Here is a 23,921-nt window from a genome sequence, read left to right as displayed (position 1 = left end):
TTTGGAGTTATCGGCAAAAACTATTCAACCTCTTTAACTTTCAGTGAAGTTCCCTCGTCAGATATTACCACAATTCTGGCGCCCTTGTCGATGTAGTTGCCCCGGGTAAAAGCGTCGAATACATCGCCGTCGATCAATACCTTGCCGCTGGGTCTTAATATGGTGTGGGCCTCTCCGGTCTTGCCTACCATCGGCTCTTTCATAAAGCTGGAGGTGTAGCCAGCACTTCTGTCCATGCTGGTTCCCAGGGCCACTCTGTTGAATACTTTCGACTGACTGAGCCGGGCTCCACCAAAAAACATGAGGACAATACTTCCCATGATGCCAATAATGGCTGTGACGGAAGCAATAAGGAGGCTGTCTAATTCAACGAAAGAGAAATCAAGGTTGTCGTTGTTGACCATTACCAAAATAAGGGCACCCAGGGTGAAGATAATACCAGCCACACCTGCTACCCCGAAGCCGGGGATGACGAAGATTTCGGCGGCTATCAGCAGCACGCCTATGAAAAACATAATAATTTCCCAGTTTTCCGCCAGGCCATTGAGGTAATAGGGCACAAAATAGAGCGTAGCCGCAATAATGGCTGCTACAATAGGAAAGCCTACACCTGGTGTTTGTAGCTCGAAATAGATTCCACCGATAATGATCAGTATGAGGATGCCTGAAATAAAGGGGTTGAGAAACAGGGCGATGATCTTATCAGTAGCATCCAGCTTGAAATCGATGAGCTCGTAATCGGTTACTCCCGAGCGTTCCATTATTTCATCAATGCTGCTGACCTGGGCTTCGCAGTAGCCATTTTTAATGGCCTCGCTGGTTGAAAATGTAAGCACCTTGCCTGCCTGCGTGATGCTATCAAACTCCAGCGTTTCATCTACCATGGCCTCAGCTATCCGTGGGTCACGGCCGTTGGCCTCAGCGGTAGACCGCATGATAGAGCGCATATAGCTTTGGTACTTATCAGGGGCGGCGGCACCATCCGAAGTCACAACCGTTGCCGCACCAATGCTGGCAGCTTTGGCCATATAGATACTGTCGCAGGCAATAGAAATCAATGCACCGGCAGAAGCCGCATCTTTGTTGATGTAAACGTAAACGGGCCTCTCGAAATCAAGCACCCTTGTCCTGATCTCATCAGCATCGGTAAGTGCACCTCCGTAGGTGTCCATTTCAATCACCACATAGTCAACTGAGTCTTCAGTGGCCTGGTTGAGCGCAAGCTCCATCAGCCGGTTGGTGCGTGGATCAATTTCTGCCGCCAATAGCACTCTTAATACTTTGGTTTGCTTTTGTTGGGCAAGCCCCAAAAAAGGCAAAGCCATCAGGAGGATAAGTACGCTTTTTTTGTTCATCAATTTCAATAGGTTCATATTACCTATAGTTTTACGTAAAGTTAATCAAATAGAAGTGTCGGAACGCTTATCACCCATTTTTATCCATGATTTTGAACAGCCCATCTGGCAAATGGCGCTTGAACCGGAAAAAGGATTGCTGGCCCTGGAGCTACGTGACCTGAAGGAAGCGTCTGTGAGCTTTTCTTTGCTGGACCTTCATACACAAATTCTGGTGTTTGATCGTTATGCATTCGAGGAAGAGTGGTGGATGAGTATTGTAACGATAAAAGACAACCTGTTGTTGATAAAACAGTACCATGATAGCCAGCAACCGGAGAAGCAGGGACTTTTAGCGATCAACATAGAATCTATGGAGGTACAATGGTGGCTGCAAAATTTTCAACTGCTACAATTGAATAGCCTGTCAGTTTCTGGTAAGCAGCACGGTGAAAGTGAAAGTATTGTGAAGCACTACGAAATTAATTCCGGGCAGGAGCTTGCGACCGATTTGGTAGACAAATCTAATGGGCAGGAGCAATCGATAAAAGCCAAATACCCAACGCACTACGATAGTGAGTCACCACATTTGGAAACTATTAAGTCATTCATTGCCAATTACTTCAACGTAAAAGCCGTTGGTGCTTGTGACTACCTGGAAGTAGAAGACCTGATCGTTATTTCCTGGTTTTATTCAGAGGGAAGCTCTTATGCAAATGTGCTATCCGTGATTGATTCTGAAGGGAATATTGTGATCGAAGAAAAAATTGGCACTGGATTGGATGCATTTGCGGCTGATACTTTCTTTGTACTGAAGAATAGATTGATATTTGTGTCAAACAAAACGCAACTTATTGTTTATGAATTATTTGAGGGTGCTTAAGGCTGTCTTTTTATTGACCATGATCACCAACCTCTCATTTGGAGCGGAGATGGACTCTGTGCGCCTGGAAAAAAGAGAGGGTAAGCAGTTTGTTATTCATAGGGTTGGACAGGGAGAAACGCTATACGCCATTTCGAGGCGATACCAATCAAGCGTAGAAGAAATTTCCAAAACCAACAACCTTAGCGGCAATAGTGTAGCTATAGGCCAGGAAATCGCTATCCCCTGGAAGGGAGATGTCCCAAAGAGTATGAATCAAAACTCGACTTCGGGGCAGCTTTATCACACCGTTGAAGCAGGTCAGACGCTGTATGCTATTTCGAGGCAATATGATGTGAGTGTGGATGAAATCAAACGGCTGAATAACCTGACAAGCAACGAGCTAAGTACCGGACAGCAGCTGGTGGTAAAGAAAGGCCAAAAGCCGGTGGAGCAGACAGCCCCTGTTAAAGCTGAGCCTGCCACCCCGAAAAATCCTCAGCTGACTTATCATACCGTAGCACCTTCCGAAACGCTTTTTAGTATTTCGCAGAAATACGATGTGTCTGTAGACGATATCAAAAAATGGAACGACCTCAAGGGCAACAGCCTGTCGGTGGGGCAGGAGCTGGCCATTGGGAAGCCGGCAACTATTAAGGCACCCGTAGTGGTTGTGGAAGAAACACCGACGAGAGAGAAGAAAAAGGAACTTGTGGTAAGCGAGGCCAGCAATGGTTCGCTGAAGCAGATCAACAAGCAAGGCTATACCAGAGATACGGCCTCGGTGGCGGGCTACGAAAAAGTGGTAGAAGAGGGCTTTGCTATGGTGATTGAAAACTCGCCTGAAACAAGGAAGTTTCTGGCGCTGCACCGTACTGCGCCCATCGGTGCCATTCTGGAAGTGAAGAACAGAATGAACGGCAGATCGATTTATGTAAGGGTAGTGGGTAAACTGCCTGACACTGGAGCGAACAACAAGGTGCTGATCAGGCTTTCGGAAAAAGCTTTTCAAAGGCTTGAATCAGTTGACCCGAAAGTGCCCGTTGAAGTGTCTTATGTTCCGTAACTGAAAGATTGATAGTGAGAATAAGGCTGAAGTCTGGTAATTCTCGTCTTTAATTCTCTTATCTTAATAAATATTTGGAGATATGGTCATTGAAAAAACAAAAGACGAATTAATTATCAGGCTACCTTCAACCGTCAATGTGGAAGAGATAGAAGATTTTTTACGCTATTTGCGCTATCAGGAAATTACTTCAAAGTTCAAAGTTAAGCAGGTTGAGGTTGATAAATTGGCAAAGTCGATTAACAAAAGCTGGTTTGAGAGTAATAAGTCAAAATTTCTAAATGAAGATAATAGTTGATACTAATATTGTTTTTATTGGTATCTTAAACTCATCAGGAAATATTGGCCGTCTTCTCATTCACTCAAAAGCAATCCTTGAATTCTACTCTTCTGAATACTTGTTTGTCGAAATTGAGAGCCACTTCCCGAAGCTATTAACATTGACGAATCTAGGTAGCGATGAATTATCCGAACTGATTGCTACCGTGACTAGTGACATCACTTTTTTGTCAGATAGCTTTTTGTCAAACTCTTCTTTGAAGTCCGCCTATGATATCGTTAAAGACATAGATGCCGATGATTTGTTATTTGTAGCAATGGCCAGTAACGTTCCTGACGCTAAACTCTGGACAGGAGACAAGAAGTTATATAGAGGACTACTGAAGAAGGGTGTTTCCAATGTAATAACCACAGCTGATCTGTTGACTTATCTAAATAAGCGGAGCGCCGAATGATCGACATTAAAGAACTTAAAACGCTACTCGATCAAAAGGTGGATGAGTACAATCGCTCCTTTTTCATAGAAAAGGATCCGGTTTGCATTCCCCATAGCTTCACCACCAAGCAGGACATTGAGATCACTGGATTCTTTGCTGCCACTCTGGCCTGGGGGCAGCGGGTCACTATCATCAACAAGTGCAGGGAGTTATTTAGCCTGATGGATAATGCACCCCATCAATTTATCCTGCATCACAGCGACGACGATTTGAAGGCCTTGCTAAAGTTCAAGCACCGCACGTTCAACACAACGGATCTACTTTACTTTATTCAGTTCTTTCGTGAGCACTATGCCAGCCACAACAGCCTTGAGAGTGCTTTCTCAAATTCGATGAAGCCTGGCGATGAGACGATTGAAAATGGGCTGATCGGTTTTCATGATTTGTTCTTCAACCTTCCCGACTTTCCACAGCGCACCAGGAAACACATTGCGACGCCAAAAAGGAAAAGCGCCTGCAAGCGTATCAACATGTTTCTGCGCTGGATGGTAAGAAAGGACGACCGGGGTGTTGATTTTGGCTTGTGGAAAACCATCAGGCCCTCGCAGCTTGTTTGTCCGTGCGACTTGCACGTGGACAGGGTGGCCAGAAGTTTCGGATTGATCACCCGAAAGCAAACCGATTGGCAAACAGCTTTGGAGCTCACTCACAACCTGCGGCAAATGGATCCTGTGGATCCTGTTAAATACGATTTTGCTTTGTTTGGAATGGGAGTGATTGAGCATGCGTAAGCTCTTTTGACACAACTCGCTCCAAATTGTTTGACTACAGGGGGCTGAACTCAGAAAATATGCCGTTGAACTCTTCTATGTTCACAGGTATTTCATAGTCACAAGCTTCCTGAAATTTTTCCCACATCTCCTGCACAACCGGATTAGAATGGGCAGTTTGTATGGCTTCGGCCGACTTCCAGCCAAAAACCTCAATAACAGTTCCGTCTTTCGATTTCATCATCACTGGGAGCCTGTCACTCACCAGGCCTTCTCGCTTCAAAGCGGGCACATGGTTTTTCACCAGCTTTTCAAGGATTTTGTCCTTGCCAGGCTTAGGTCGATAGCAAACTACCACTATTCTTTCCATAACAAGATCATTGGTTTATACCAAATTATAGAATTCGTGGCGGTAAACCTTGTGGAGGATCAAGTTGATTCGGGTGCTAGGCTGCTTGAATTTGCCGCTTCACCTTCTCCTTCACGATCTTGTTGATCACGCCCATCATCAGAATTGTAACAATCATGGTGCCGGTGACCACATAGCCAAGCAAGTCGTATCGTTCAAGCGGCCCGGCAGGTGTTTGTATAACAATAATGCCAGCCAGTGCAGAGGCAAAACCTCCGGATATTTGCTGAATAGAAGAATTTACTCCCATGAAAGCGCCACGCTCCTTTGGTTCGGGAATGGCTGTCATCAAAGCAGATGCAGAAATCATTCTGGCAGTGATGCCTATGAAGATGGCGATATTGATCATGATCACAACCCAAAGAGGGGTAATGCCAAGGTTGCAATAGATTAGGATCGTAGCAATCCCTATGAAAGTACCAATGGTGAATATTTTGTACTTGCCATAAAGGTCGCTCAGCTTCCCGGCCAGTGGCCCTACCATGATGGTGCTGATGCCTGTAAGCATGTATACCAATGGAAGCTGCTCGAGTGTGATGCCCAGGTTGTTAACGCCAAATGTGCTACCGAATGGCATAAGCATGAAACCGCCAGTGGCTAGAAGGGCGGTGGCACCGAAGGCCTTCAGGTAAATGGGCTGGGAAACCGTTTTATAGAGGTGCTTGAACGGATTGCCTGGCGTTTGAAGCTTCAGGTGCTCATCGACAGGCTTCATGAAAAAGATGATGACAGTGGCGGTGGCAATCGCCAGCCCCACGATCAGAATAAAGGGAGAGTGCCACCCCCAAAGGTTAGCGACATAAAGGCCTACCGGCAATCCAAGTACCTGGCTGCTGGCAAATGCCATTTGCACAAAACCCATCACACGACCTCTCACTTCTAGCTTGAAAAGATCGGTGATGATGGCAAAAACCACCGAGCCCAGCACACCGCCGAAGATGCCTGTGACGATTCTGGCGGCAAGAAGAAAGTGATAGTTAGGAGCCACACCGCAGAGCAACGTACCAATAGTGAAGCCGGAGTAAAAGAAAAGCAGCAACTTCTTTCTGTCGAACTTGTCAGCAAAGCCAGCCGCCAGCAAACCTGAGATCCCGGCACTGAAAGCATAGGCCGACACCACGAGCCCAAACTGAGAGGTGGTGATATCAAGCTCCACTAGCAGCATGGCACCCAGTGGTGACAACACCATAAAGTCAAGGATGACAGTAAATTGAATAATTGCCAGTATGGCAATGATAAAGGTTTCGTACCTGGTAAATATCTTTTTTCTGGGAGATGAGTCTTTTGTCATTCAATATTGGAGTTTGAATCAGTCGGGCAGCTCCTCGCAAAAATACCCGGCTGTTTGGATCATGGTTATTACTTCTGTTGGATGAAGTTCATCCGAAGCAATCCTTAGCACATTGTCTATATCCATTTGATCCACATTCCACTCCATGACTCTACTATCCGATTCCAGTAAAGGTGAAACCTTGTTCACATCTTTTTTGTAGCGGATGTTGGTTTTAAAAACAAGAATCTCGTTGGTAACGGTAGAATTCATAGCAAAAAATTAGTCCTCTGAATGATAGACGATTGTACTTAAGAATTACTTTAAATTGTTTTCATTTTATGGTTTAAGCGCTTTTAACACCAAAGCCAGCGCCATCTCCAGTTTTGATTCATCGAGAAGAAATGGGCCTCTGTTGCCCAATCCTTTTCCGGCCAGATGAAATTTAATGAGCTGGTAGAGGGGAGCAAATGCAACCGACCAATACACTTCAGCTGGCAACGGAATCACTTCTTTTCGGGCGACAGCATTGGCCATGAAATGCCCCATTAACCTCGGAAACACCTTATCCTGACCAAAAAAAGCTTCATAAGGCGGAGAATGCTTCACTTGCTCGAGAAACTGCCCACTCATTGGGTTTTCGAGCCAGTAGCGGTACCTGTTCTTCCACTGAATGCTCAGGCCTTCTTCGAAATGCATCTCAGGGTCAAAACCATCGAAGGTGGCTTCTATCATTTTTGTGCCTTCCTCTTTACAAAGTTGCAGGATGAGGTCGTCCCTGTCTTTGAAATAGATGTAGATCGTGGCAGGTGATACGCCGGCCGCTTTGGCCAGTTTTTGCATACTTAAGCCCTCAAATCCTTGTTTAGCGATCATTTCAAGGGCCTTTTCCCGTATCAACTTTTCTTTGGCTTCGTCCCTGATTCTCATACATCACAAATATAAATGAATGTTCATTCATTTAATATATTCTTTGAAATAAATATTCTTGTGACCACAAAATTATCGGGCATTTCCAAGTACATTTGGTTCACTATTTTGATTATATGAAGACCATTCTTCAGGTTACTTCAGTAGTTGTCTTTCTTTTTTTCTTCTTGCAGGTTATAATATTCCCTGTATTTCTCAGTCATTCTTATTATGCAAGCCGAAGTGCAGGGGAGCACTACAAGGTAGCGGTGGATTATAACTTTGTGGCTTACTCTACAGGCCAGCATGCCGTTCAAAAATCCTCATTTCCCCTGGGAACGTGGTCAAAGGAAGATGAAGCGGCGAAGGTTTCTCTCGACGGGTACTTTACTGCATTGTTTCAAGTAGAGGCCTCACGTGTCTATGTCGATAAGGGTGTCTTTATTTCCTCACTGACCAAGGCACCATAACTCAGTAGACGGAGTTGCGTGCCCGCCACTCCACTCACGCGCCTGTCAGTTTTCTTACCTGCGCTGCATTTGCAGTGCTAAACAATCATATCATGGTTTTAAATTTCACGTTGCTGGTCATCGGCTTCATTGTGCTGATCAAGGGTGCCGACTATCTTGTTAATGGCGCTTCGTCTCTTGCAAGGGGCTTTAAAATTTCAAATCTGGTCATCGGTCTTACAGTTGTAGCTTTCGGCACTTCAACCCCCGAGTTGACCGTCAATCTTTTCTCCTCTGTCAGGGGCATGAATGATGCCATCTACGGTAATATTATCGGGAGTAATGTGTTTAATCTGTTGTTCATTTTGGGGGTAGCCGGACTCATTTACCCGCTTTCTGTTCAACGGACAACGGTCAGATACGAAATCCCATTTTCGCTCTTCTGTGCACTCATCCTTTATTTTCTGGTAAATGACGTGATGTTTTTTGGCTCGCCGGAGAATAGTTTGAGCCGTACGGAGGCGTTAGTTCTGTTGCTTTTGTTCGGCCTTTTTATGTTTTACATTCTGAAAACAGCCAAACTTGAGCAAGAGGTGGCAAGCAACGGCGAGGAGGTGAAAACTTTATCAAAATGGCTGTCGGTGGTTTTTGTGGTGTTAGGTATTGCGGCGCTTGTGTTAGGAGGGAAATTGGTGACAGATAGTGCCGTCTATATTGCCCGGGCATTTTCAATGAGCGAAAAATTGATCGGCCTTACAGTGCTCGCAGCAGGCACCTCTTTGCCGGAATTGGCGACGTCAGCCATGGCCGCTTACCGGCGAAATACCGACATCGCTATTGGCAATGTGGTTGGCTCAAACATCTTCAACATCATTTTTATTTTGGGAATCAACGGAACTGTCAGGCCGGTACCTTACAATGCCACAATGAATGCCGACATGTTTGTTTTGATGCTTGGAACGGTGGCTCTGCTTCTAGCCATGTTCACTTTCAAAAGGAACAAGCTTGATAGGGTTGAAGCGGCGATCTTTCTGGCAGCCTACGCCCTTTACTCAGTTTACCTTTTCTGGAGAAACTAATTTGTTATTAAGATTGGCAGATGTGGCCCTCCATTAGCGCTGGTGCAGGAATATTGGCCGGAAGGTCGCTCTGCTATCTTATTTTCGAACTGATTGATCCTCTTGTTTTGCTCTTGTCGGGAAATGTTGTCCTTTTCTGACACAGTTTACTTCGATACAAGCCTGTTCCATGGGCAGGATGACCAGGATTAAACACTTGTGCAATCGGGCAGGTACCTCCTAAGCACCAATCAGGTGATCTCTATACACCAGATACATGTTGTAAAAGACGAAAAACATCAGCAGTATAAGGGCTTCCCAGCGATCCAGGATTTTCTTCTCGCCGGTGAACATGGCAATAAACAGAATGACAGTGCCAGCCATAAACGTGATCATGTCCACATTGAAAATGGTCGGGTAGGGAATTGGGTTGATCATAGAACTGATAGACAGCACAAAAAACATATTGAAGATGTTAGACCCGACAATGTTACCGACAGCCAGGTCACTTTTCTTTTGAGTAGCTGCCACCACTGAGGTGGCCAGCTCCGGCAGCGATGTTCCGGCAGCCATAATGGTGAGGCCAATCAGCTGCTCGCTCACCTGAAGGTACCTGGCGATGTCTATGGCATTGCTTACAACCAGCTTTCCGCCAATGGTCAGGCCAATAAGCCCCAAAATCATAAAAAGTATAGTCTTTGGCATGGCAATGACCTTGATCGGTTCATCACCTGATGAATCCTGACCTTTCTTCATCGAGAAAAAGACATAGACCAGAAACAGCAGGAAAAAGACAAACAAAATGACTCCTTCCACCACACTGATGATATTCTGGTCTCCCATATTCAGGAGCACGTCGTTGGCAAAAAACAAGATGAGTAAACCCCCAAATAGAGAGTAGGGTATTTCTTTGAAAACGGTGCTCTTTTGCACCGAGAGAGGATAGACCACACCGGCTATCCCCAGAATGAAAAAAGTGTTGAAGATGTTTGAGCCAACTACGTTGCCCAACACCACATCGGTATGGCCCTCGTAAGAAGCGACTCCGTTAACCACCATTTCTGGCGCAGAGGTACCAAATGCGACAATGGTGAGTCCGATAGCCAACTCAGGAACATTGTATCTCTTGGCTAGAGATGAGGCACCCGTTACCAGTAAATCAGCTCCTTTTATTAAAACAAAAAATCCGACAATGAGAAGGAAAAAACTCAGTATCATAGTTAGGTTCGATCAGCAAGCTTAGAAATATGTATTTTTCAAAAGCAATGAAAAATAAACATTCTTTCTCTTTTCTCTCTTTTATGTAAAGAGAAAATCGGCGATACCCGAAAATATAATTTGCTAAGCGGGAATCAAAATATCGTCCAGGCGTTCGTCGTCAATAGGTTTTACAATATAATCCGTTACGCCATACATGCTTCTTGCCCGGTCAATGTCCGAATCCTGGATTGAACTTGATACGATGTAAAGAAGAATTTTCTTATTCACATGAGGCCGAAGTCGGGCATATTCGTTTAAAAAATCCCAGCCATCCATAATGGGCATGTTCAGGTCAAGGAAGATAACGTCTGGCAAACGGCCGCCGACCTTCACCACCTCACCCAAATGCAGAATGGCGTCCTTCCCGTTCTTGAAAGTACTTACCTCGGCAGAAAGTTTACGCTTCAGGATTTTCTTTTTGACGGCGTATTGATAAATGTCGTCATCGTCAACAACGTAGATAATCTCTATTCTGCGGTTCATGATGTAAAGCTAGAGGCCATAGGACAACTTTTGGTAAGACATTCTCTGTTCCCATCCATAGCTTTTTCAATAATACGACCGGGATACTGGAGCCATCTCCATCGGTCATGTACAATCTTAAGGAATTAGGGTTTTGTGTGCGGCTTATTTCGACGACTACCGCTATTTTGTAGAGGAAAAAATGAGAGTTGCACCTTTACACCTCTTTGGTCTAAGTAATGTACTAGAAAATCAATGATTAATTATAGAAGGCCAATTTTTCTCTGCTGTTGTAAAGAATGTGCCCTCGTCTTTGTTCCAAAGAGTGAGCGTATTGGTGAAAAGCCTGTTGTAGAAAAGTAGCAGTTTGCCCTGGTAGATTTTGTAGGTGAGCGGATCTACCTCTACCTTTTCGCCGGAAGTGCCGAGGGCATAGGCGCACCACCCGCCATACGACGGTTCATAAGCCGCAGGTGAATTAACGAACTCAGAGCGGTTGCTAGCTGAGCTAAACCAATAAGTAATTCCTTTGTAGGTATACGACCATGTCGCTTCGCCTTTTTTTGGTTCCGGGCTTTTGAAGTAGCTCACCGGGTCATAGCCAGATAGGGCAACACCATTTTTAGTCAGGTTGAAATTGTTTTTCCTTTGAGTTGCATCTTGAGCTACACCGATTTGAAAAACAAACAGAAGGAGAGTGAATATAAAGAGCTTCATATTTTTTATATACAAGCTCGAACGTGGCTGGTCTTCCCGGGTTTGTGTTCGGTTCGCCAATCTGATTGGTTGGTCATTGGGAAGACAGTTTTACCCGGCGATTTCGACAGTGAAGCCGAATGTTTCGGTTGCGCCAGCGGCCAGGCTGCGAATGCCCTCCTTTTTTTCTAAAGCCTGATTGTGACTGACACTGTCAGCAATGCCGTTCCATGGCTCAAGACACACGAATTGAGATGTGGCTGACTTAGACCAGATGCCAAAGTAAGGAGCATCGAAATAGAAATTTAAGAACGGTGCCTCTCCGGCTTTTGCCAGTGATAATTTTTTTGAGGCAAGCCCCTTAAACACAAGCGCATCTTTGTCGAACAGAGAGTCACTGATAGCCAGCCTGTTTTGCTCAAGGGAAAGGGGTCCGGTTTTGCCAGAAAGCAGTCCGCCGTCAATTAGGTGCACAGCCACTGCCTCTTCTTTTTCAAAAAGGATTTCGTAGTCCGACCTTTTGGCTTTGGGATGAATAGGAATACGAAATGCAGGATGGGCACCAACGGAATAGAGGAGGGGACCAGTGCCTGGGTTTTTTACTGCGTAGGAAATTCGGAGTGAGTTTCCTGAGAGCTCATACGTTACTGACAATGAAAAGTCGAAGGGATATACAAGCTTCAGCTTGTCATTTGAGGTAAGTTCGAACACCAACTTTGACGTGGTCGATTCTATCAGACTAAACGGCTGGTCTCTTGCAAAGCCATGCTGTGGTAAATGGTATGTTTTCCCTATGTACTCATAGCTGTCGCCTTTGAGCTTGCCCACTATGGGAAACAAAATAGGGGCGTGCCTGCCCCAGTCGGCTGGGTTAGCCTGCCAGACGTACTCTACACCACTGCTGGCACCTTTGATGCTACAGAGTTCTGCACCAAGTGTTTTAACACCAACAATGAGGTCTGACGAAGTTAGGCTATAGTCCATTGGTTCAGGCTTTCCAGTTGGCGGGGTCAGTTCTCCATGCTCCGAGCGACGCCACATGGGAGGCATTGATATAGCCATTATCGCTGGCTACTTTAATCAGCGACTCATAGTCGCACAGGCAAGCCAGGTTTACCTCGGCCCTGACGAAGTTTTGCTCGGCCTGAGGGAAACCATAGGTAAAAATGGCTGCCATGCCCAGCACTTGCGCTTTGGCTCCTCTAAGGGCGTCTACAGCTTTCAGTGAGCTGCCTCCAGTTGAGACTAGGTCCTCGACAACAACTACTTTCTGGCCAGTCTCTATCCTTCCCTCGATGAGATTTTCCATGCCATGGTCTTTCGGCTTGGAGCGCACATAGCAAAAGGGCAAATCAAGGCTGTCAGCTAAAAGTGCTCCCTGGGGAATGCCTGCGGTGGCCACTCCTGCAATACCCCCGACGCTGGGAAATTCCTTCTTGATAAGATTGACTAACTGTTCCTTCATGAAACTTCTTGTTTCAGGGTAGGACAATGTCATTCTGTTGTCGCAGTAAATAGGCGATTTCCAACCAGAAGCCCAGGTAAACGGCTTGTCGGGGCTGAGCTTTACTGCCCCAATGCTGAGCAAGTGCTTGGCGGTGGCGGCGGCAACGGCAGGGTCTGCAATTTTAATGTTCATGTGTCAAAAGTAACCATACTCGATAAAATTGCCATTTCTGTTCTTAGTTAAATATTGACCCGAATAAGAAATAGCCGAAAGGTGCCTTACGATGTTCATTCAGTGTGTCCGGGCTAGTAGATTTTTTTTAATGAATTCCTGGCAAAAACTTTTTCATATTGAGGAGAATTTACATTATTGAATTCCCTTAGATCGCAACATGAAAATTTTCATCAACGATATCCCTGTCTCCATAAAAAAGCTCGACGAAGTGCAAAACTTCGAGCAATACAACCATATCGTTGACGGAAAGCGAGGCGGCATCGATACCAAAAAGTTGCAAGACGATGTGCTTGTGATCAACGCTTCGAAAGAAGACATAGACAAGCTTCTTCAGTTGATGACAAAAAAGAAGTTGAAAGACCTTGATGCAGTCACATTTGCCGTGAGTAAGCGCAAGGCGACCATCAATCACCTGAAGGAAAAGTTCAATATTGTTGAGGCTGCGGGTGGTGTGGTGGAGAAGGGAGATCAGATTTTGCTGATTCACCGCCTTGGTAAATGGGACTTCCCAAAGGGAAAACTAGAGAAGAAGGAAACGCCGGAAATGGCAGCCGTGAGGGAGGTGGAGGAAGAGTGCAGGGTGAAGGTGCTTTTGGGCGAGAAGATTTGCGCTACCTACCACACCTATATCATGAACGAGAAGTACATCTTGAAAAAGACCCACTGGTACCGTATGGACCTCATAGATGATAGTCAAATGACTCCGCAAAAAGAGGAAAACATTGATGAGCTTAGGTGGATGGAAATAAGAGATGTAAGGGCCTCTCTTTACAACTCCTACCGATCAATCCGGCACGTGGCCCGGGAATTCTATAAAGTGAAAAGAGAAGCTTATAACTCGTAAGGCAGAAAGGCCTTTACATCGCCACCGTATTTATGTACTTCCCTGATAATGGTGGAACTAATGGGGGCGTACTTGGGGGAAGTAATCAAAAACATGGTTTCTATTTCGTCGTTCAGGTACCTGTTTACCTGCGAAATACTGTTCTCATATTCAAAGTCCGTTGTATTTCGGAGTCCTCTCAGTAGTACTTTAGCGCCCAGCCTTTTGGCGAGGTCTGCGGTCAGCTCGTCATAGGTCACTATTTTTACCTGCGGATACTTCACAAAGGCACTTTCTATCTTGCTGAGCATAGTCTCAAGCGGGAAATACCTTTTTTTCTGACTGTTGTGGCCAATGGCGATGATTACTTCGTCAAACAGCTTCAGGCTCCTTATCACAATGTCGAAATGCCCCAGGGTGAAGGGGTCGAATGAACCAGGAAAGACAGCGGTTTTATTTGGCATACAAAAAGTCTCTGGCTAAAAGTTAGCCAAGATTAGTCGCAAAGAAAAATATTGAATACATCGAAGCCTTTGTGATCAGGAATCTCGTCAAACACAAAGCTGAAAGAGAGATAGGAAGGACGACTTCCAAACGAAATGTCACGGATATACTTTTTGAGCTCCTGAATATGCGGAGACTGTGGGGTTAAACCACCCCAGAATAGCACTTTACTTTTCTTTTGCGACAGCTTCATTTCCTTAAACACAAGCATGATGTATTTAAGGTAGTCAGCACTTTTTCGTACGGCAAACTGGTTGTAATAGTGTAGCTTTTTATCAGAAGTGATTACCACGTGAAGGATGCCTTTGTCGACCAAACAAAACATCGACTTTTCGCCTGAGTGGTCGTTGTATTTCAGAATGCCCTCAATGAATGCGCTTCCCTGGTGGACAACAATTACTTCTTTTTGATTGTACAGCTCCCTGACCCAGTCTATCAGCTTCTTGTCGGCAGAGAACACGTTAACAGCATCGGTGCTGATGTGCTTATAGAAGTATACTTCTTCGTATCTGGGATTAAACGGGGTATTAAACGACAGATAGTCGACAAGCCCTTCCTTTGAGAATACCGGCTGAGGTACCAACGCAAACTTGTGGCTTTTGATCGAAAGCTTGATGGTGCTCCAAAAGCCTGCCATGAGCAGGTGATGATTCTCAAAAAGATCTTGAACGACTTGAAGACGGGCATTGACCGTCTTCACGTTTTCAAAGGCAAAGTCTTCATAAAGAAGACATCGATTGTCTCTGTTGTCGATTACACAAAACTGGAAATCACGGATGCCAATCTGAAGATACAACCCATAGTGATGAAGGTCATCGACTTCAAACTTGGCGTCTTTGACCTTTTTTAAAAGCTTGTAGTTGGCTACGAGAGTCTCCAAAGGCAATTATTCCCAGTTTCCCGATGTGGTGATGTTTGTTCTCGAACCGAAACGAAGTGGTTTACGGTTAGTGATCTCGTTGGATTCTTTTCTGGCCGGATCAACCGGAGCAATGTCTCTTACTTCCACTACATCAACCATCACACCTGCTTTGTCAATCTTATCAGCCCACATATCGAACCTTTTACCGTCTGTTCCGGGGATAAGAGGAAGCGTGGCAAGGTCGAAATTAGGAAACTTGCTTGGGCTAAAAATTGAGTCTTTCACCAAAACTGTTCCTATTGTGTCAATTTCAACATAAATACTGTCAGCACCATAGTCAAGTGGAATAATGATCTCCGTTTTGTTTGTGATGTAGAAGCTACCCGTATCCACGAATGCAAGTAATTCATCCCAATTGCCAGAGTATTTTCCGTTTACTTTCTGGAAAGCTACCTGAGCCTCACGGATCATCTTAAGCTTGTTAATAACTCTCGCCTCAGTTTTGGCAATTCTTTCAGTGGTATCAATGTCAGTTTTGATGCTGCTGAAAAGATAATATCCTAAAGCTAGAGCAATAACTAGAATTACAATGGATAGAATTTTGGTGGTATTCATCTTTTGACTATTTGAGTGCTTAAGTTATTAGTTTACGAAACTATATGATTTTAATAGAAAACGCTATTTTATTAATTCTTTTCAAATTTAAAAAATCCTGTTTTACGAAGTAGGTCTTCCTTGCTGTGAACACCCTTTAGCATGTGATGGAGACTTTCCAGCGCAAAATCGTTCAGCTCCTTCAAAGATACAAAACGAACCTCATCTATTATTTGCTGGGAATCAGACATTTCAGGATCAACGCCTCTGCACAGGTCTCCGCCTGTGGGCTGAACTTCGAAGAATAGTTCTATTGTTTGCAGGGGCGGGCCCACATATTCATAGACAAAAAGAAATCTAACCACTTTTATGTTAAGGCCGGTTTCTTCTTTGAATTCCCGAATGAGGTTGGTTTCCAGATTGGTGCCGTATTGCACGCCACCACCAGGCGGCGCCCACAGAAACCCGGCTGCGGTAAGGCCCAGGTGCTTGATCAACAGCAGCTTGTCTTCCCTGAAGCAAATGCCGCACACCCTCGTTCTTACTTCGTGCCCATACAGGCGCTCTACCTCCTGGCTAACATCCATCTTCAAATTTAGGGAAAATTCCATCACCCACCTGCCGGATTTTGTATACGCAATTCATTTCAATGTTTGATTTGAGCAGGCTATTGAGGAAATTCGACGTTTACAGATAACCACCTTCTCATTTTGCCCTTACCCTCCGAAGTACTCGAACGCCGTTTTCCGTTTGCCCCCACAAAAGGGCAGAGAGCCTTTATGGGCCTCCTGGATGAGCTGCTGAATGATGAAAAGCCGGGCCCGCAGATTCTGCTGCTGAGAGGCTATGCCGGAACAGGCAAGACGACCCTGGTTAGCCAGTTGGTAAATGTGCTACCACTTTTCAATCGAAAATATTCTCTGCTTGCACCTACCGGCCGGGCCGCAAAAGTGATGAGCGGCTATGCCAAGCGCTCGGCATTCACGATCCACAAAGTGATTTACAAGCAAACCTCAGAGCCGGGCAGCCAAAACCTGAAATTTAGCCGACAGAAAAACTATCAAAAAGATACCATCTTCATTGTGGATGAAGCGTCAATGCTCTCCAACGAAAGCGACTTTGGGCAAAATGGGCTGCTGGCAGATCTTATGGAGTATGTTTTTGAAAAAGAGACCAACAGGCTTATTTTGGTAGGGGACGTGGCGCAGCTCCCACCCGTTGGTCAAATTGAGTCGCCGGCCATGAGTAGCGCTTACCTGCGCAGTCAATTTCACGTGGATGTGAAGGAAGTGGAGCTCACTGAAGTGCTACGCCAGGAAAAGGCGTCGGGTATTTTGGAAAACGCTACCGCTCTTCGGGAGCTGATAAAGGCTGAAAATTACACTCCCAGGTTCGTAACCAGGCCGTTCAAAGACATCTTCCGGATGACTTCCGAGAAACTGGAGGAGGGGTTGAGGTATGCATATGACAAGTTCGGCCAGGAAAATACCATCATTATTTGTCGATCAAATAAGTCAGCAGTGATGTACAATCAATACATCAGGCGACAAATCCACTTTATGGAAGACGAGATCAATGCCGGCGACATACTTCTTGCCACCAGAAACAATTATTTCTATTTCCCCGAGGATGCTCCGGGAGGGTTTTTGGCCAATGGCGACTTTGTTGAAATCATGAAAATCATCAGTTTTCAGGAGGCGTATGGCTTTAGGTTTGCAGACCTCGAGCTGCGAATGATCGACTATGATGCAGGCAAGTTTGAGGCAAAGGTTTTGCTGGAGTCGTTGCATGCGCCAACGCCCTCCATTGGCCCGGAGGATCATAAGAAATTATACGAGGAGGTGCTGAAGGACTATGAAGACCTGGTCAATAAAAAGGAGAGGGCGGAGGCTTTAAAAAAGGATCCGTTCCTGAATGCGCTTCAGGTTAAGTTTGCCTACGCTCTCACTTGTCACAAGTCGCAGGGCGGCCAATGGCAAGCAGTGTTTGTTGATCAGGGATACGTAAAAGACAATATGATAAACCAGGATTTTGTCAGGTGGTTGTATACGGCTGTCACACGGGCCACCGATGAAGTTTTTCTTGTTAACTTTGACGCTAAATTTTTTGCTGGCTAAGGAGTCTAAACCTAGTTGAGGTTCCTTATGTATGTTATTATTGTATCTTTTCGGTATATTAGTTAGCAACCAACCTGGGCCATTGTGTGAAAATTGACAATCAAGTCAGCCAAACTCAGCTGAGAAATATCTTGCCCTGGTGGACGTGGGTGGCTCCCCTTATTATCTTTTTTGCTGCAAGCTATCTGTCGTCGTTATACAGAATTTCCTCTTCGGCCGCTCTGATTTACCTCCCCACTGCAATAGGAATAATACTTGTCAACTGGTGGGGGCCGGTTAGGGTGCTTCCCATGGTGTACGTCAATGCGGTCATTTTCGGGTACCTGTGGGGCGTGGATCCCTGGTATTTCCGCCCTTTGTTTGCCCTGCCCGAGACATCATTTGTCTTCCTTTCATGGTATCTTTTTTCTGTGAAGAACCATGGGAAGTATTGGATACCGGATACGCACAACCTAAACATGTTTTTGCTGTGGGGAATAATTATTCCCCTGTTCATTTCCTTCCTTTTTCTTAAGGCGCTATTCTTTTTGTTGTTCCACGTACCGATTGTTATGTTCTCCAGCACTGCTGTACTTGGCTGGCTGAGGGAGTTTATGTGTAATTTTGGACTAACCCTTCCAATCCTATATTTTCTAACACCGGTGATGGGCCGACGGGGCCTGCTTGCTATTCATTTTGATTTCAACGACTACACCCCTAAAATCCCCGGTAAGGATAAACTCCTGGTAGTTGCTATCTATTTTTTAATTTTCATGATGTCATTTTTTGTCGGTTTGGATCGATACTGGTTTGTGTATGGTGTTTTTTCACTCTGGTTTGCTTTGCGTTTTGGGTTTGGCATGGCCGTGCTCACCAACTCTTTCATCTTTATACTTGCCTATATTATTCCGGTCGTCAGGGAGATAGAGACGATGGGGGAGTACACGATTGATCCCTTTTTGATCAATATTTACCTCGGCACCAGCCTGCTCTACGTGTTTTCGGCAATAACTGGCAGGGTGATCGATGACATCAATTTCGCCCGGGAGCAAATCACCGATCAGGTGATTCGGCTGGAAAGGGCCAACAATGAACTAAAAACAACCAATAAGGAGCTGGATCACTTTGTCTACAGTGTTTCTCATGACCTTACAGCACCTCTTAAATCGATAAAAGGGCTGGTTAATCTCAGTACACTCACTCAGGACCAGGAGGAACATAGAACTTATTTCAATAAGATTGAAGACAGTGTCAGGAAACTAGAACAATTTATTGTGGAGGTGCTCGATTTCTCGCACGTTAAGCGAGTGGAGGCAGACTACCAGCGCATAGATATGCAGGAACTCATTGCCGATATCATTGAAGACGTTCGCTATATGGATGGATTCGATGCTGTTGAGATTGATTTCTCGTCACTTACTGTGGGTGAGATCATCAATGATAAAACCAGCGTCCGGGTGATTTTGGCCAACCTGATTGGCAATGCTATTGCGTACAGAAAAAAAAATGACAACCATCCCGCCAAAATTTCAATCACCTCCCGGAAGAAAGGTAGCGAGGTGTCGATCATGGTGAGTGACAACGGTGAGGGAATAAAACCAGAGATGCAAAAAAGAATTTTCGAAATGTTTTATCGAGGCACTACCAGCTCTAAAGGATCGGGACTTGGGCTTTATATCGCCAGCGAAGCTGCACAAAAGATCAAAGGGAAGATTACTGTCGAATCTGAGTTTGGTAAGGGTTCTGTTTTCACACTTCACCTGCGAACCGTTCATAAGTAGTTAACCTTTTGAAGTTTCCTCTTTTTGTTAACTTCCCTGGCAGGTTAGACCGACTCGCAACACCTAATATTTAAGAACATGGAAAAGTCGAGGAGACAGTTTATAAAGGGCACTGCCTCACTGGCAGCCCTCTCTGGCCTGGGAAACAGTTATGCATTTGGTGAGGGCATCAGAAGAGATCCACAACTGAAAGATGAGTTACAAATTTGCATGTCATACTTCTATGGCATGCAACCGCAAAAACTGGCTTTGCAACGCCAAATGGGTGTAAATGGGGCGGTTTGCTCCGTAAGCCCTGGTATGGCTGGGGTGCCAGGCAAAAAGCCGTGGGACTATGAGACTATCCAGGGGCTAAAGGACGTATTTGCCAAAGAAGGATTGGTGCTCCGGGTATTGGAAGGGCCGCCAACACTTGAAAAAACCAAGTTGGGCCTGCCTGGGAGAGACGAAGAGCTTGATAATTTTATTACGTTCTTAAAAAGCAGCTCCAGGGCAGGTATCGACACTGTTTGCTACAACTGGATGCCTGTCATTAGCTGGCACCGCAGCCAGGTCGACAAGAGGGGCCGGGGAGACGCATTCGTTACTGCCTTTAACTACGAAGACGTAAAAGACCTGCCTCTTACCGAGTACGGCGAAATTTCTGCCGAAAAAATGTGGAGTAACCTCGACTACTTCCTGAAGGCAATTATGCCGGAAGCCGAAAAAGCAGGGATTAAAATGGCCATGCACCCTGATGACCCGCCAATACCCAACATCCGGGGTATTGCGAGGATCATGACCTCAGTGGAGGCCTTCAAACGTATGCTTGATATGCATTCCAGCCCAAGCAACGGGCTCACTTTCTGCCAGGGCACCTTTGCCACTATGGGGGAGGATATCCCGTCGGCCATCAGGTACTTTGGCAAAAAAGATCGCATCTACTTTGTGCACTTCCGTGACATCATTGGCGACAAATGGAAGTTTGAAGAAAGCTTTCACGACAATGGCAAAACAGATATGTATGAAGCCATGAAGGCCTACTATGATGTCGGCTTCAAAGGGCCTATCCGGCCGGATCATGTACCGACGATGGAAGGAGAGGAAAATAATCATCCCGGGTATGGCATTCTTGGCAACCTTTATGCTATAGGGTATATGCGGGGTTTAATGGAAGCTGTATCGAAGAGCAGCTAAGTTTCTTTGCTCTGAGAAATTTATTTACTTTTGTTAATGAAGGAGAATAAAAACGCTTCTCTGGTGTTAGTAATGGAACTAACGGTTACCTACATCGTTGTTTGTGTATTAAAATTGAGTTTTACAAAATATAATTGAATATGAGAAAGTTTGCTTGGTTAGTAGTTTTCATGCTGGTATCGGCAGTGGTTGTACAAGCTCAGGATGCGGCTGCAGAAAAGAAGGGTCCTGAAATTAAGTTTGAAGAGTCTACTCACGATTTTGGCGACATTACACAAGGAGATAAGGTTGAATATGTATTTGCCTTTTCAAATAAAGGCACTGAGCCTCTGATTTTGTCGAGAGTGCTGACAACATGCGGATGCACAGCCCCCAGCTGGCCAAAAGAGCCTATTGCTCCCGGAGAAAAAGGTGAAGTAAAGGTATCATTCAACAGCGCTGGAAAAATGGGTATGCAAAACAAGGTGATCACCATTATTTCTAACGCTACCAATAGCAGCGAAAGGATCAGCATTACCACAAACGTTTTGCCTAAGAAAGAAGCAGGGGAGTAAGAAAGACATTCCTTTTGAAAGGCAGAGGCCAGCGCAAGTAAATTGGGCTGGCCTCTTTTTTTATGTTATTCGCTTCTGAGGGAGTTTACCGGATTGGCACGGGCAGCTCGCCAAGTTTGAAAGCTCATGGTGAGCCAGGCCACTACCAACGATAGCAAGCCCGCAATGAAAATAGTCACCAGGTTGAGGTCGGTTCGGTAGGCAAAGTTGTCGAGCCATTTGCCAACAGCAAAGTAGGCCGTGGGCGCCGCTATGACAAAGGAAATGCCGATCAGCTTCACAAACTCCCAGGAGAGCAAGCCCATAATGCTGGAAACACTGGCGCCAAGCACCTTGCGTACGCCAATTTCTTTGTTGCGCTGCTCGGCTGTGAAAGCTGCAAGCCCAAACAGCCCAAGGCAGGCAATAAACACAGCCAGCGAGGCAAACACCATAAAGATGGAGCCTATACGCATTTCCGACTTGTGCACATCCTCAAACTGCTGGTCGATGAAGTTGTAGCTGAAAGGCTGCCCCGGGCCAAACTGCTCCCAGGTGCTCTTCAGGGTAGCGATGGTTTGATCAATATTGTCGCCAGCCACTTTGAAAGTGATATTTCCCCGGCTGCTGGCCAGCTTCATCATTAGCGGGTAAATGCTCTCCCTAAGCGATGCATAGTGGAAGTCGCCCATAACGCCAATGATTTTGTACGAAACAATGTCATCGTCGTCGCCATGGGTAGAAATCAATTCTCCGATCGGGTTTTCAAGGCCAAACTGTTTAACAAATGCCTCATTGACTACAATAGCAGAAGAGTCACTCGGAAACTCCCTTGAAAAGTTTCGTCCGTCCTTTATTTCAATCCCGAATGTGGGCACGTAGTCCTGATCCACACGCCAATCACTGACTATGTGGGATTCGTTTTGAGGATTTTTTCCTTTGAAGTAAAGGTTGTTATTGTTGTTTCCATTAACAGGCAGAAAGCTGCTGAGTGTGCCGCTAATGATAGATGAATTTCGCAGTGCTTCAGTTTTGAAGGCGTTGAGGTTGTCTTTCAAAAGCCAGGGGTCGTTGATAATGATCAGGTGATCTTTCTGGTAGCCCAGCTTTTTGTTTCGTATGAAATTCAATTGATCATAAATAACCATGGTGCCCACTATCATGATAATGGAGAGTGTGAACTGGAAGACAACAAGAATGCTACGAATGGCCCCACTCTTCATGCCGAGGTTGAGCTTGCCTTTAAGTACCTCTACAGGCTTGAAGCCAGAGAGGTAGAAGGCCGGGTAGCTGCCGGCCAATAAGCCTACGGCAAAGATCAACCCTAAGATGGTGATAATAAACCCGGGTGTAAGCAAGGCACTGATGGCTAATTGCTTTTCGGCTAATGTATTGAACGAGGGAAGGAGCAGAAAGCATAACCCGTAAGCCAGCATAAATGAAAAGAAGCTTAGGATAAGTGCTTCTGCCAGAAACTGGCGAACGATAACCGGGCGCTGTGCACCCAGTACTTTACGGACACCCACTTCCTTAGCCCGGTTTGCGGAACGAGCCGTGGACAGGTTCATGAAGTTGATACAGGCAATCAGCAGAATGAAGAAAGCGATGACAGAAAACAGATAGACATAGGTAACGTCACTATTTGCTTCAAACTCGCCGAGCTTGCTGGAGTTGAGGTGAATGTCCCTTACGGGGTATAAGGCATAGCCTAATTGTCCCCCCGCTTCGTGAAATTCTTCCATGCTTTGCCCCATGAACTTCTGAATTTCGGGCCCGATGTATTTGGTGATCATGTCGGGGAATTTTGCTTCAAGGGCAGAAGCAGTGTTCTCAGGCTTAATTTTGAGGTAAGTGACAAAATTGAAGCCCATCCACTGCGTATTGAAAGCTTCGCTTGTACTGGTAATTGAGAATAGCACGTCGGCATGAAAGTGCTGATTGCTGGGCATTTCTTTGTATACAGCCGTAACCTCAAAGTTGTCCCAGCCTTGCACTTCTATTGTTTTGCCAACCGCAGGCTCATCACCGAAATATTTTTTTGCTATCGACTCGCTTATAGCTGCCTTTTTTGGGGCGGCCAGCGCAGTTGCTGGATCACCTTCAAGCAGGGGCAGCTGAAAAAACTCAAAGAAGTTTGAGTCAGCCAGCAGTATTTTCTCCTCATTGAAGATCTGCATCTGGCCCTCCGGCTTGATCATTTCATTGCCTCTTTCCCGCATCCTTACTGCCGATTCCACCTCCGGGTAGTCGTTTATCAGAGCTTGCGCCGCAGGCACGCTCGAAAGGGAAGTGATGAAAGTGTTGCCGCCAATAGTACCCGTGAAATCGAGCCTGTATAGCCTTTCAATGGCTGGGAGGTGCTTGTCATAGCTCAGCTCGTCTTTCACATAAAGCGTGATCATCAGAAAGCAAGTGATGCCAATAGAGAGCCCTAGAATATTGATAAAAGAGTAGAATTTGTGCTTCAGAATGCTCCTGAAGGTGACATTGAAAAAGTTTTTAAGCATAGTAAGTTAGTTTTGACCTCGTTGTTTAGATGCGCCAAGCTGCCTTCAGGTTGCGTTGAAGTGATAATTTTTTAATAGAAATGAGGTTGAGTTTGTGTAGCCG

The 23,921-nt window shown here is 45.5% G+C and carries 27 protein-coding genes; 12 read left to right on the top strand and 15 right to left on the bottom strand.

Features of this window, described 5'->3' with window-relative positions; genetic code table 11:
- Window positions 1-20: 20 nt before the first annotated feature.
- A complete protein-coding gene (locus RT717_RS14855) occupies window positions 21-1,373 on the bottom strand; it encodes an NfeD family protein (protein ID WP_317487168.1) in 1,353 nt (450 codons plus the stop codon).
- Between the two features lie 37 nt (window positions 1,374-1,410).
- Between RT717_RS14855 and RT717_RS14850 the strand changes: the two genes are divergently transcribed.
- The 5 genes from RT717_RS14850 (at window position 1,411) to RT717_RS14830 (ending at window position 4,769) form a co-directional block, all read left to right on the top strand.
- Window positions 1,411-2,217, top strand: coding sequence for a DUF4905 domain-containing protein (locus tag RT717_RS14850; RefSeq protein ID WP_152000984.1), 807 nt, complete (start codon window positions 1,411-1,413; stop codon window positions 2,215-2,217).
- Window positions 2,195-3,262 (top strand): LysM peptidoglycan-binding domain-containing protein, encoded by a 1,068-nt coding sequence (locus RT717_RS14845; RefSeq protein ID WP_317487167.1) that lies wholly within the window; start codon window positions 2,195-2,197, stop codon window positions 3,260-3,262. Before RT717_RS14850 ends, RT717_RS14845 begins: the two co-directional genes overlap by 23 nt.
- 82 nt (window positions 3,263-3,344) lie before the next feature.
- Window positions 3,345-3,560 (top strand): hypothetical protein, encoded by a 216-nt coding sequence (locus RT717_RS14840; RefSeq protein ID WP_317487166.1) that lies wholly within the window; start codon window positions 3,345-3,347, stop codon window positions 3,558-3,560.
- The gene (locus RT717_RS14835) at window positions 3,544-3,996 is read left to right on the top strand and encodes a PIN domain-containing protein (RefSeq protein WP_317487165.1); all 453 of its coding nucleotides are present in this window, start codon (window positions 3,544-3,546) and stop codon (window positions 3,994-3,996) included. The genes RT717_RS14840 and RT717_RS14835 overlap by 17 nt, the downstream gene beginning before the upstream one ends.
- Window positions 3,993-4,769 carry a TIGR02757 family protein gene (locus RT717_RS14830; protein WP_317487164.1) on the top strand — a complete coding sequence of 259 codons (777 nt, stop codon included), beginning with the start codon at window positions 3,993-3,995 and terminating at the stop codon, window positions 4,767-4,769. Before RT717_RS14835 ends, RT717_RS14830 begins: the two co-directional genes overlap by 4 nt.
- 34 nt (window positions 4,770-4,803) lie before the next feature.
- Here the strand turns inward: RT717_RS14830 and RT717_RS14825 are convergent, their stop codons facing one another.
- The 4 genes from RT717_RS14825 to RT717_RS14810 form a co-directional block, all read right to left on the bottom strand.
- Entirely contained in the window at window positions 4,804-5,118 is a 315-nt protein-coding gene (locus RT717_RS14825; RefSeq protein WP_317487163.1) for an antibiotic biosynthesis monooxygenase family protein, read from the bottom strand.
- 76 nt (window positions 5,119-5,194) lie between these two features.
- Window positions 5,195-6,448, bottom strand: a complete 1,254-nt coding sequence (locus tag RT717_RS14820; protein WP_317487162.1) for an MFS transporter — start codon at window positions 6,446-6,448, stop codon at window positions 5,195-5,197.
- Window positions 6,449-6,466: 18 nt separating this feature from the next.
- On the bottom strand, window positions 6,467-6,700 hold the full coding sequence (locus RT717_RS28630) for a hypothetical protein (protein ID WP_317487161.1): 234 nt from the start codon (window positions 6,698-6,700) through the stop codon (window positions 6,467-6,469).
- 66 nt (window positions 6,701-6,766) lie between these two features.
- Window positions 6,767-7,357, bottom strand: a complete 591-nt coding sequence (locus RT717_RS14810) for a TetR/AcrR family transcriptional regulator (protein WP_317487160.1) — start codon at window positions 7,355-7,357, stop codon at window positions 6,767-6,769.
- A gap of 116 nt (window positions 7,358-7,473) precedes the next feature.
- Here RT717_RS14810 and RT717_RS14805 point away from each other — a divergent pair, with 116 nt between their 5' ends.
- Window positions 7,474-7,806 (top strand): hypothetical protein, encoded by a 333-nt coding sequence (locus RT717_RS14805; RefSeq protein ID WP_317487159.1) that lies wholly within the window; start codon window positions 7,474-7,476, stop codon window positions 7,804-7,806.
- Window positions 7,807-7,898: 92 nt separating this feature from the next.
- Window positions 7,899-8,864, top strand: a complete 966-nt coding sequence (locus tag RT717_RS14800; RefSeq protein ID WP_317487158.1) for a calcium/sodium antiporter — start codon at window positions 7,899-7,901, stop codon at window positions 8,862-8,864.
- A 219-nt stretch (window positions 8,865-9,083) separates the two neighbouring features.
- Here the strand turns inward: RT717_RS14800 and RT717_RS14795 are convergent, their stop codons facing one another.
- The 5 genes from RT717_RS14795 to pyrE form a co-directional block, all read right to left on the bottom strand.
- Window positions 9,084-10,061: a calcium/sodium antiporter gene (locus RT717_RS14795; RefSeq protein WP_317487157.1), complete on the bottom strand. Its 978-nt coding sequence runs from the start codon at window positions 10,059-10,061 to the stop codon at window positions 9,084-9,086.
- A gap of 123 nt (window positions 10,062-10,184) precedes the next feature.
- On the bottom strand, window positions 10,185-10,586 hold the full coding sequence (locus RT717_RS14790; protein WP_317487156.1) for a response regulator: 402 nt from the start codon (window positions 10,584-10,586) through the stop codon (window positions 10,185-10,187).
- A gap of 231 nt (window positions 10,587-10,817) precedes the next feature.
- Window positions 10,818-11,282 (bottom strand): YHS domain-containing (seleno)protein, encoded by a 465-nt coding sequence (locus RT717_RS14785; protein WP_317487155.1) that lies wholly within the window; start codon window positions 11,280-11,282, stop codon window positions 10,818-10,820.
- A 90-nt stretch (window positions 11,283-11,372) separates the two neighbouring features.
- Complete coding sequence (locus tag RT717_RS14780) at window positions 11,373-12,245, bottom strand: aldose 1-epimerase family protein (RefSeq protein ID WP_317487154.1); 873 nt, start codon at window positions 12,243-12,245, stop codon at window positions 11,373-11,375.
- Window positions 12,246-12,249: 4 nt separating this feature from the next.
- Window positions 12,250-12,900 carry an orotate phosphoribosyltransferase gene (gene pyrE, locus RT717_RS14775; RefSeq protein ID WP_317487153.1) on the bottom strand — a complete coding sequence of 217 codons (651 nt, stop codon included), beginning with the start codon at window positions 12,898-12,900 and terminating at the stop codon, window positions 12,250-12,252.
- 199 nt (window positions 12,901-13,099) lie between these two features.
- On the opposite strand from pyrE, the gene RT717_RS14770 reads away from it, so the two are divergent.
- Window positions 13,100-13,786, top strand: coding sequence for an NUDIX hydrolase (locus tag RT717_RS14770; RefSeq protein ID WP_317487152.1), 687 nt, complete (start codon window positions 13,100-13,102; stop codon window positions 13,784-13,786).
- On the opposite strand, the gene coaD is transcribed toward RT717_RS14770, so the two are convergent.
- From coaD to RT717_RS14750, 4 genes are all read right to left on the bottom strand, one after another.
- The gene (gene coaD, locus RT717_RS14765) at window positions 13,774-14,229 is read right to left on the bottom strand and encodes a pantetheine-phosphate adenylyltransferase (RefSeq protein ID WP_317487151.1); all 456 of its coding nucleotides are present in this window, start codon (window positions 14,227-14,229) and stop codon (window positions 13,774-13,776) included. The two genes, RT717_RS14770 and coaD, sit on opposite strands and share 13 nt — an antisense overlap.
- Window positions 14,230-14,261: 32 nt before the next feature.
- Window positions 14,262-15,149, bottom strand: a complete 888-nt coding sequence (locus RT717_RS14760; protein ID WP_317487150.1) for a DUF3822 family protein — start codon at window positions 15,147-15,149, stop codon at window positions 14,262-14,264.
- Between the two features lie 6 nt (window positions 15,150-15,155).
- Window positions 15,156-15,746, bottom strand: a complete 591-nt coding sequence (locus RT717_RS14755; RefSeq protein ID WP_152001003.1) for a hypothetical protein — start codon at window positions 15,744-15,746, stop codon at window positions 15,156-15,158.
- A gap of 71 nt (window positions 15,747-15,817) precedes the next feature.
- Window positions 15,818-16,336, bottom strand: a complete 519-nt coding sequence (locus tag RT717_RS14750) for an NUDIX hydrolase (protein WP_317487149.1) — start codon at window positions 16,334-16,336, stop codon at window positions 15,818-15,820.
- 168 nt (window positions 16,337-16,504) lie between these two features.
- Between RT717_RS14750 and RT717_RS14745 the strand changes: the two genes are divergently transcribed.
- From RT717_RS14745 to RT717_RS14730, 4 genes are all read left to right on the top strand, one after another.
- On the top strand, window positions 16,505-17,842 hold the full coding sequence (locus tag RT717_RS14745) for an ATP-dependent DNA helicase (protein ID WP_317487148.1): 1,338 nt from the start codon (window positions 16,505-16,507) through the stop codon (window positions 17,840-17,842).
- Between the two features lie 86 nt (window positions 17,843-17,928).
- Window positions 17,929-19,602, top strand: coding sequence for an ATP-binding protein (locus tag RT717_RS14740; RefSeq protein WP_317487147.1), 1,674 nt, complete (start codon window positions 17,929-17,931; stop codon window positions 19,600-19,602).
- 78 nt (window positions 19,603-19,680) lie between these two features.
- Window positions 19,681-20,778, top strand: a complete 1,098-nt coding sequence (locus RT717_RS14735) for a mannonate dehydratase (protein WP_317487146.1) — start codon at window positions 19,681-19,683, stop codon at window positions 20,776-20,778.
- Window positions 20,779-20,918: 140 nt separating this feature from the next.
- Window positions 20,919-21,332, top strand: coding sequence for a DUF1573 domain-containing protein (locus tag RT717_RS14730; protein ID WP_317487145.1), 414 nt, complete (start codon window positions 20,919-20,921; stop codon window positions 21,330-21,332).
- Between the two features lie 65 nt (window positions 21,333-21,397).
- On the opposite strand, the gene RT717_RS14725 is transcribed toward RT717_RS14730, so the two are convergent.
- A complete protein-coding gene (locus tag RT717_RS14725) occupies window positions 21,398-23,818 on the bottom strand; it encodes an ABC transporter permease (protein ID WP_317487144.1) in 2,421 nt (806 codons plus the stop codon).
- Window positions 23,819-23,921: the final 103 nt, after the last annotated feature.

Origin of the sequence: Imperialibacter roseus (genome assembly GCF_032999765.1) — a bacterium.
Lineage (GTDB): Bacteria > Bacteroidota > Bacteroidia > Cytophagales > Cyclobacteriaceae > Imperialibacter > Imperialibacter roseus.
The sequence above is the reverse complement of the archived record's forward strand: the minus strand, read 5'-3'. Positions and strand labels throughout refer to the sequence as shown.

Bases quoted from the DNA above. Each gene is read 5' to 3' on its own strand.
- RT717_RS14855 (WP_317487168.1), bottom strand. From the start codon at position 1,373: ATGAACCTATTGAAATTGATGAACAAAAAAAGCGTACTTATCCTCCTG.
- RT717_RS14845 (WP_317487167.1), top strand. From the start codon at position 2,195: ATGAATTATTTGAGGGTGCTTAAGGCTGTCTTTTTATTGACCATGATC.
- RT717_RS14840 (WP_317487166.1), top strand. From the start codon at position 3,345: ATGGTCATTGAAAAAACAAAAGACGAATTAATTATCAGGCTACCTTCA.
- RT717_RS14835 (WP_317487165.1), top strand. From the start codon at position 3,544: ATGAAGATAATAGTTGATACTAATATTGTTTTTATTGGTATCTTAAAC.
- RT717_RS14830 (WP_317487164.1), top strand. From the start codon at position 3,993: ATGATCGACATTAAAGAACTTAAAACGCTACTCGATCAAAAGGTGGAT.
- RT717_RS14825 (WP_317487163.1), bottom strand. From the start codon at position 5,118: ATGGAAAGAATAGTGGTAGTTTGCTATCGACCTAAGCCTGGCAAGGAC.
- RT717_RS14820 (WP_317487162.1), bottom strand. From the start codon at position 6,448: ATGACAAAAGACTCATCTCCCAGAAAAAAGATATTTACCAGGTACGAA.
- RT717_RS28630 (WP_317487161.1), bottom strand. From the start codon at position 6,700: ATGAATTCTACCGTTACCAACGAGATTCTTGTTTTTAAAACCAACATC.
- RT717_RS14810 (WP_317487160.1), bottom strand. From the start codon at position 7,357: ATGAGAATCAGGGACGAAGCCAAAGAAAAGTTGATACGGGAAAAGGCC.
- RT717_RS14805 (WP_317487159.1), top strand. From the start codon at position 7,474: ATGAAGACCATTCTTCAGGTTACTTCAGTAGTTGTCTTTCTTTTTTTC.
- RT717_RS14800 (WP_317487158.1), top strand. From the start codon at position 7,899: ATGGTTTTAAATTTCACGTTGCTGGTCATCGGCTTCATTGTGCTGATC.
- RT717_RS14795 (WP_317487157.1), bottom strand. From the start codon at position 10,061: ATGATACTGAGTTTTTTCCTTCTCATTGTCGGATTTTTTGTTTTAATA.
- RT717_RS14790 (WP_317487156.1), bottom strand. From the start codon at position 10,586: ATGAACCGCAGAATAGAGATTATCTACGTTGTTGACGATGACGACATT.
- RT717_RS14785 (WP_317487155.1), bottom strand. From the start codon at position 11,282: ATGAAGCTCTTTATATTCACTCTCCTTCTGTTTGTTTTTCAAATCGGT.
- RT717_RS14780 (WP_317487154.1), bottom strand. From the start codon at position 12,245: ATGGACTATAGCCTAACTTCGTCAGACCTCATTGTTGGTGTTAAAACA.
- pyrE (WP_317487153.1), bottom strand. From the start codon at position 12,900: ATGAACATTAAAATTGCAGACCCTGCCGTTGCCGCCGCCACCGCCAAG.
- RT717_RS14770 (WP_317487152.1), top strand. From the start codon at position 13,100: ATGAAAATTTTCATCAACGATATCCCTGTCTCCATAAAAAAGCTCGAC.
- coaD (WP_317487151.1), bottom strand. From the start codon at position 14,229: ATGCCAAATAAAACCGCTGTCTTTCCTGGTTCATTCGACCCCTTCACC.
- RT717_RS14755 (WP_152001003.1), bottom strand. From the start codon at position 15,746: ATGAATACCACCAAAATTCTATCCATTGTAATTCTAGTTATTGCTCTA.
- RT717_RS14750 (WP_317487149.1), bottom strand. From the start codon at position 16,336: ATGGAATTTTCCCTAAATTTGAAGATGGATGTTAGCCAGGAGGTAGAG.
- RT717_RS14745 (WP_317487148.1), top strand. From the start codon at position 16,505: ATGGGCCTCCTGGATGAGCTGCTGAATGATGAAAAGCCGGGCCCGCAG.
- RT717_RS14735 (WP_317487146.1), top strand. From the start codon at position 19,681: ATGGAAAAGTCGAGGAGACAGTTTATAAAGGGCACTGCCTCACTGGCA.
- RT717_RS14730 (WP_317487145.1), top strand. From the start codon at position 20,919: ATGAGAAAGTTTGCTTGGTTAGTAGTTTTCATGCTGGTATCGGCAGTG.
- RT717_RS14725 (WP_317487144.1), bottom strand. From the start codon at position 23,818: ATGCTTAAAAACTTTTTCAATGTCACCTTCAGGAGCATTCTGAAGCAC.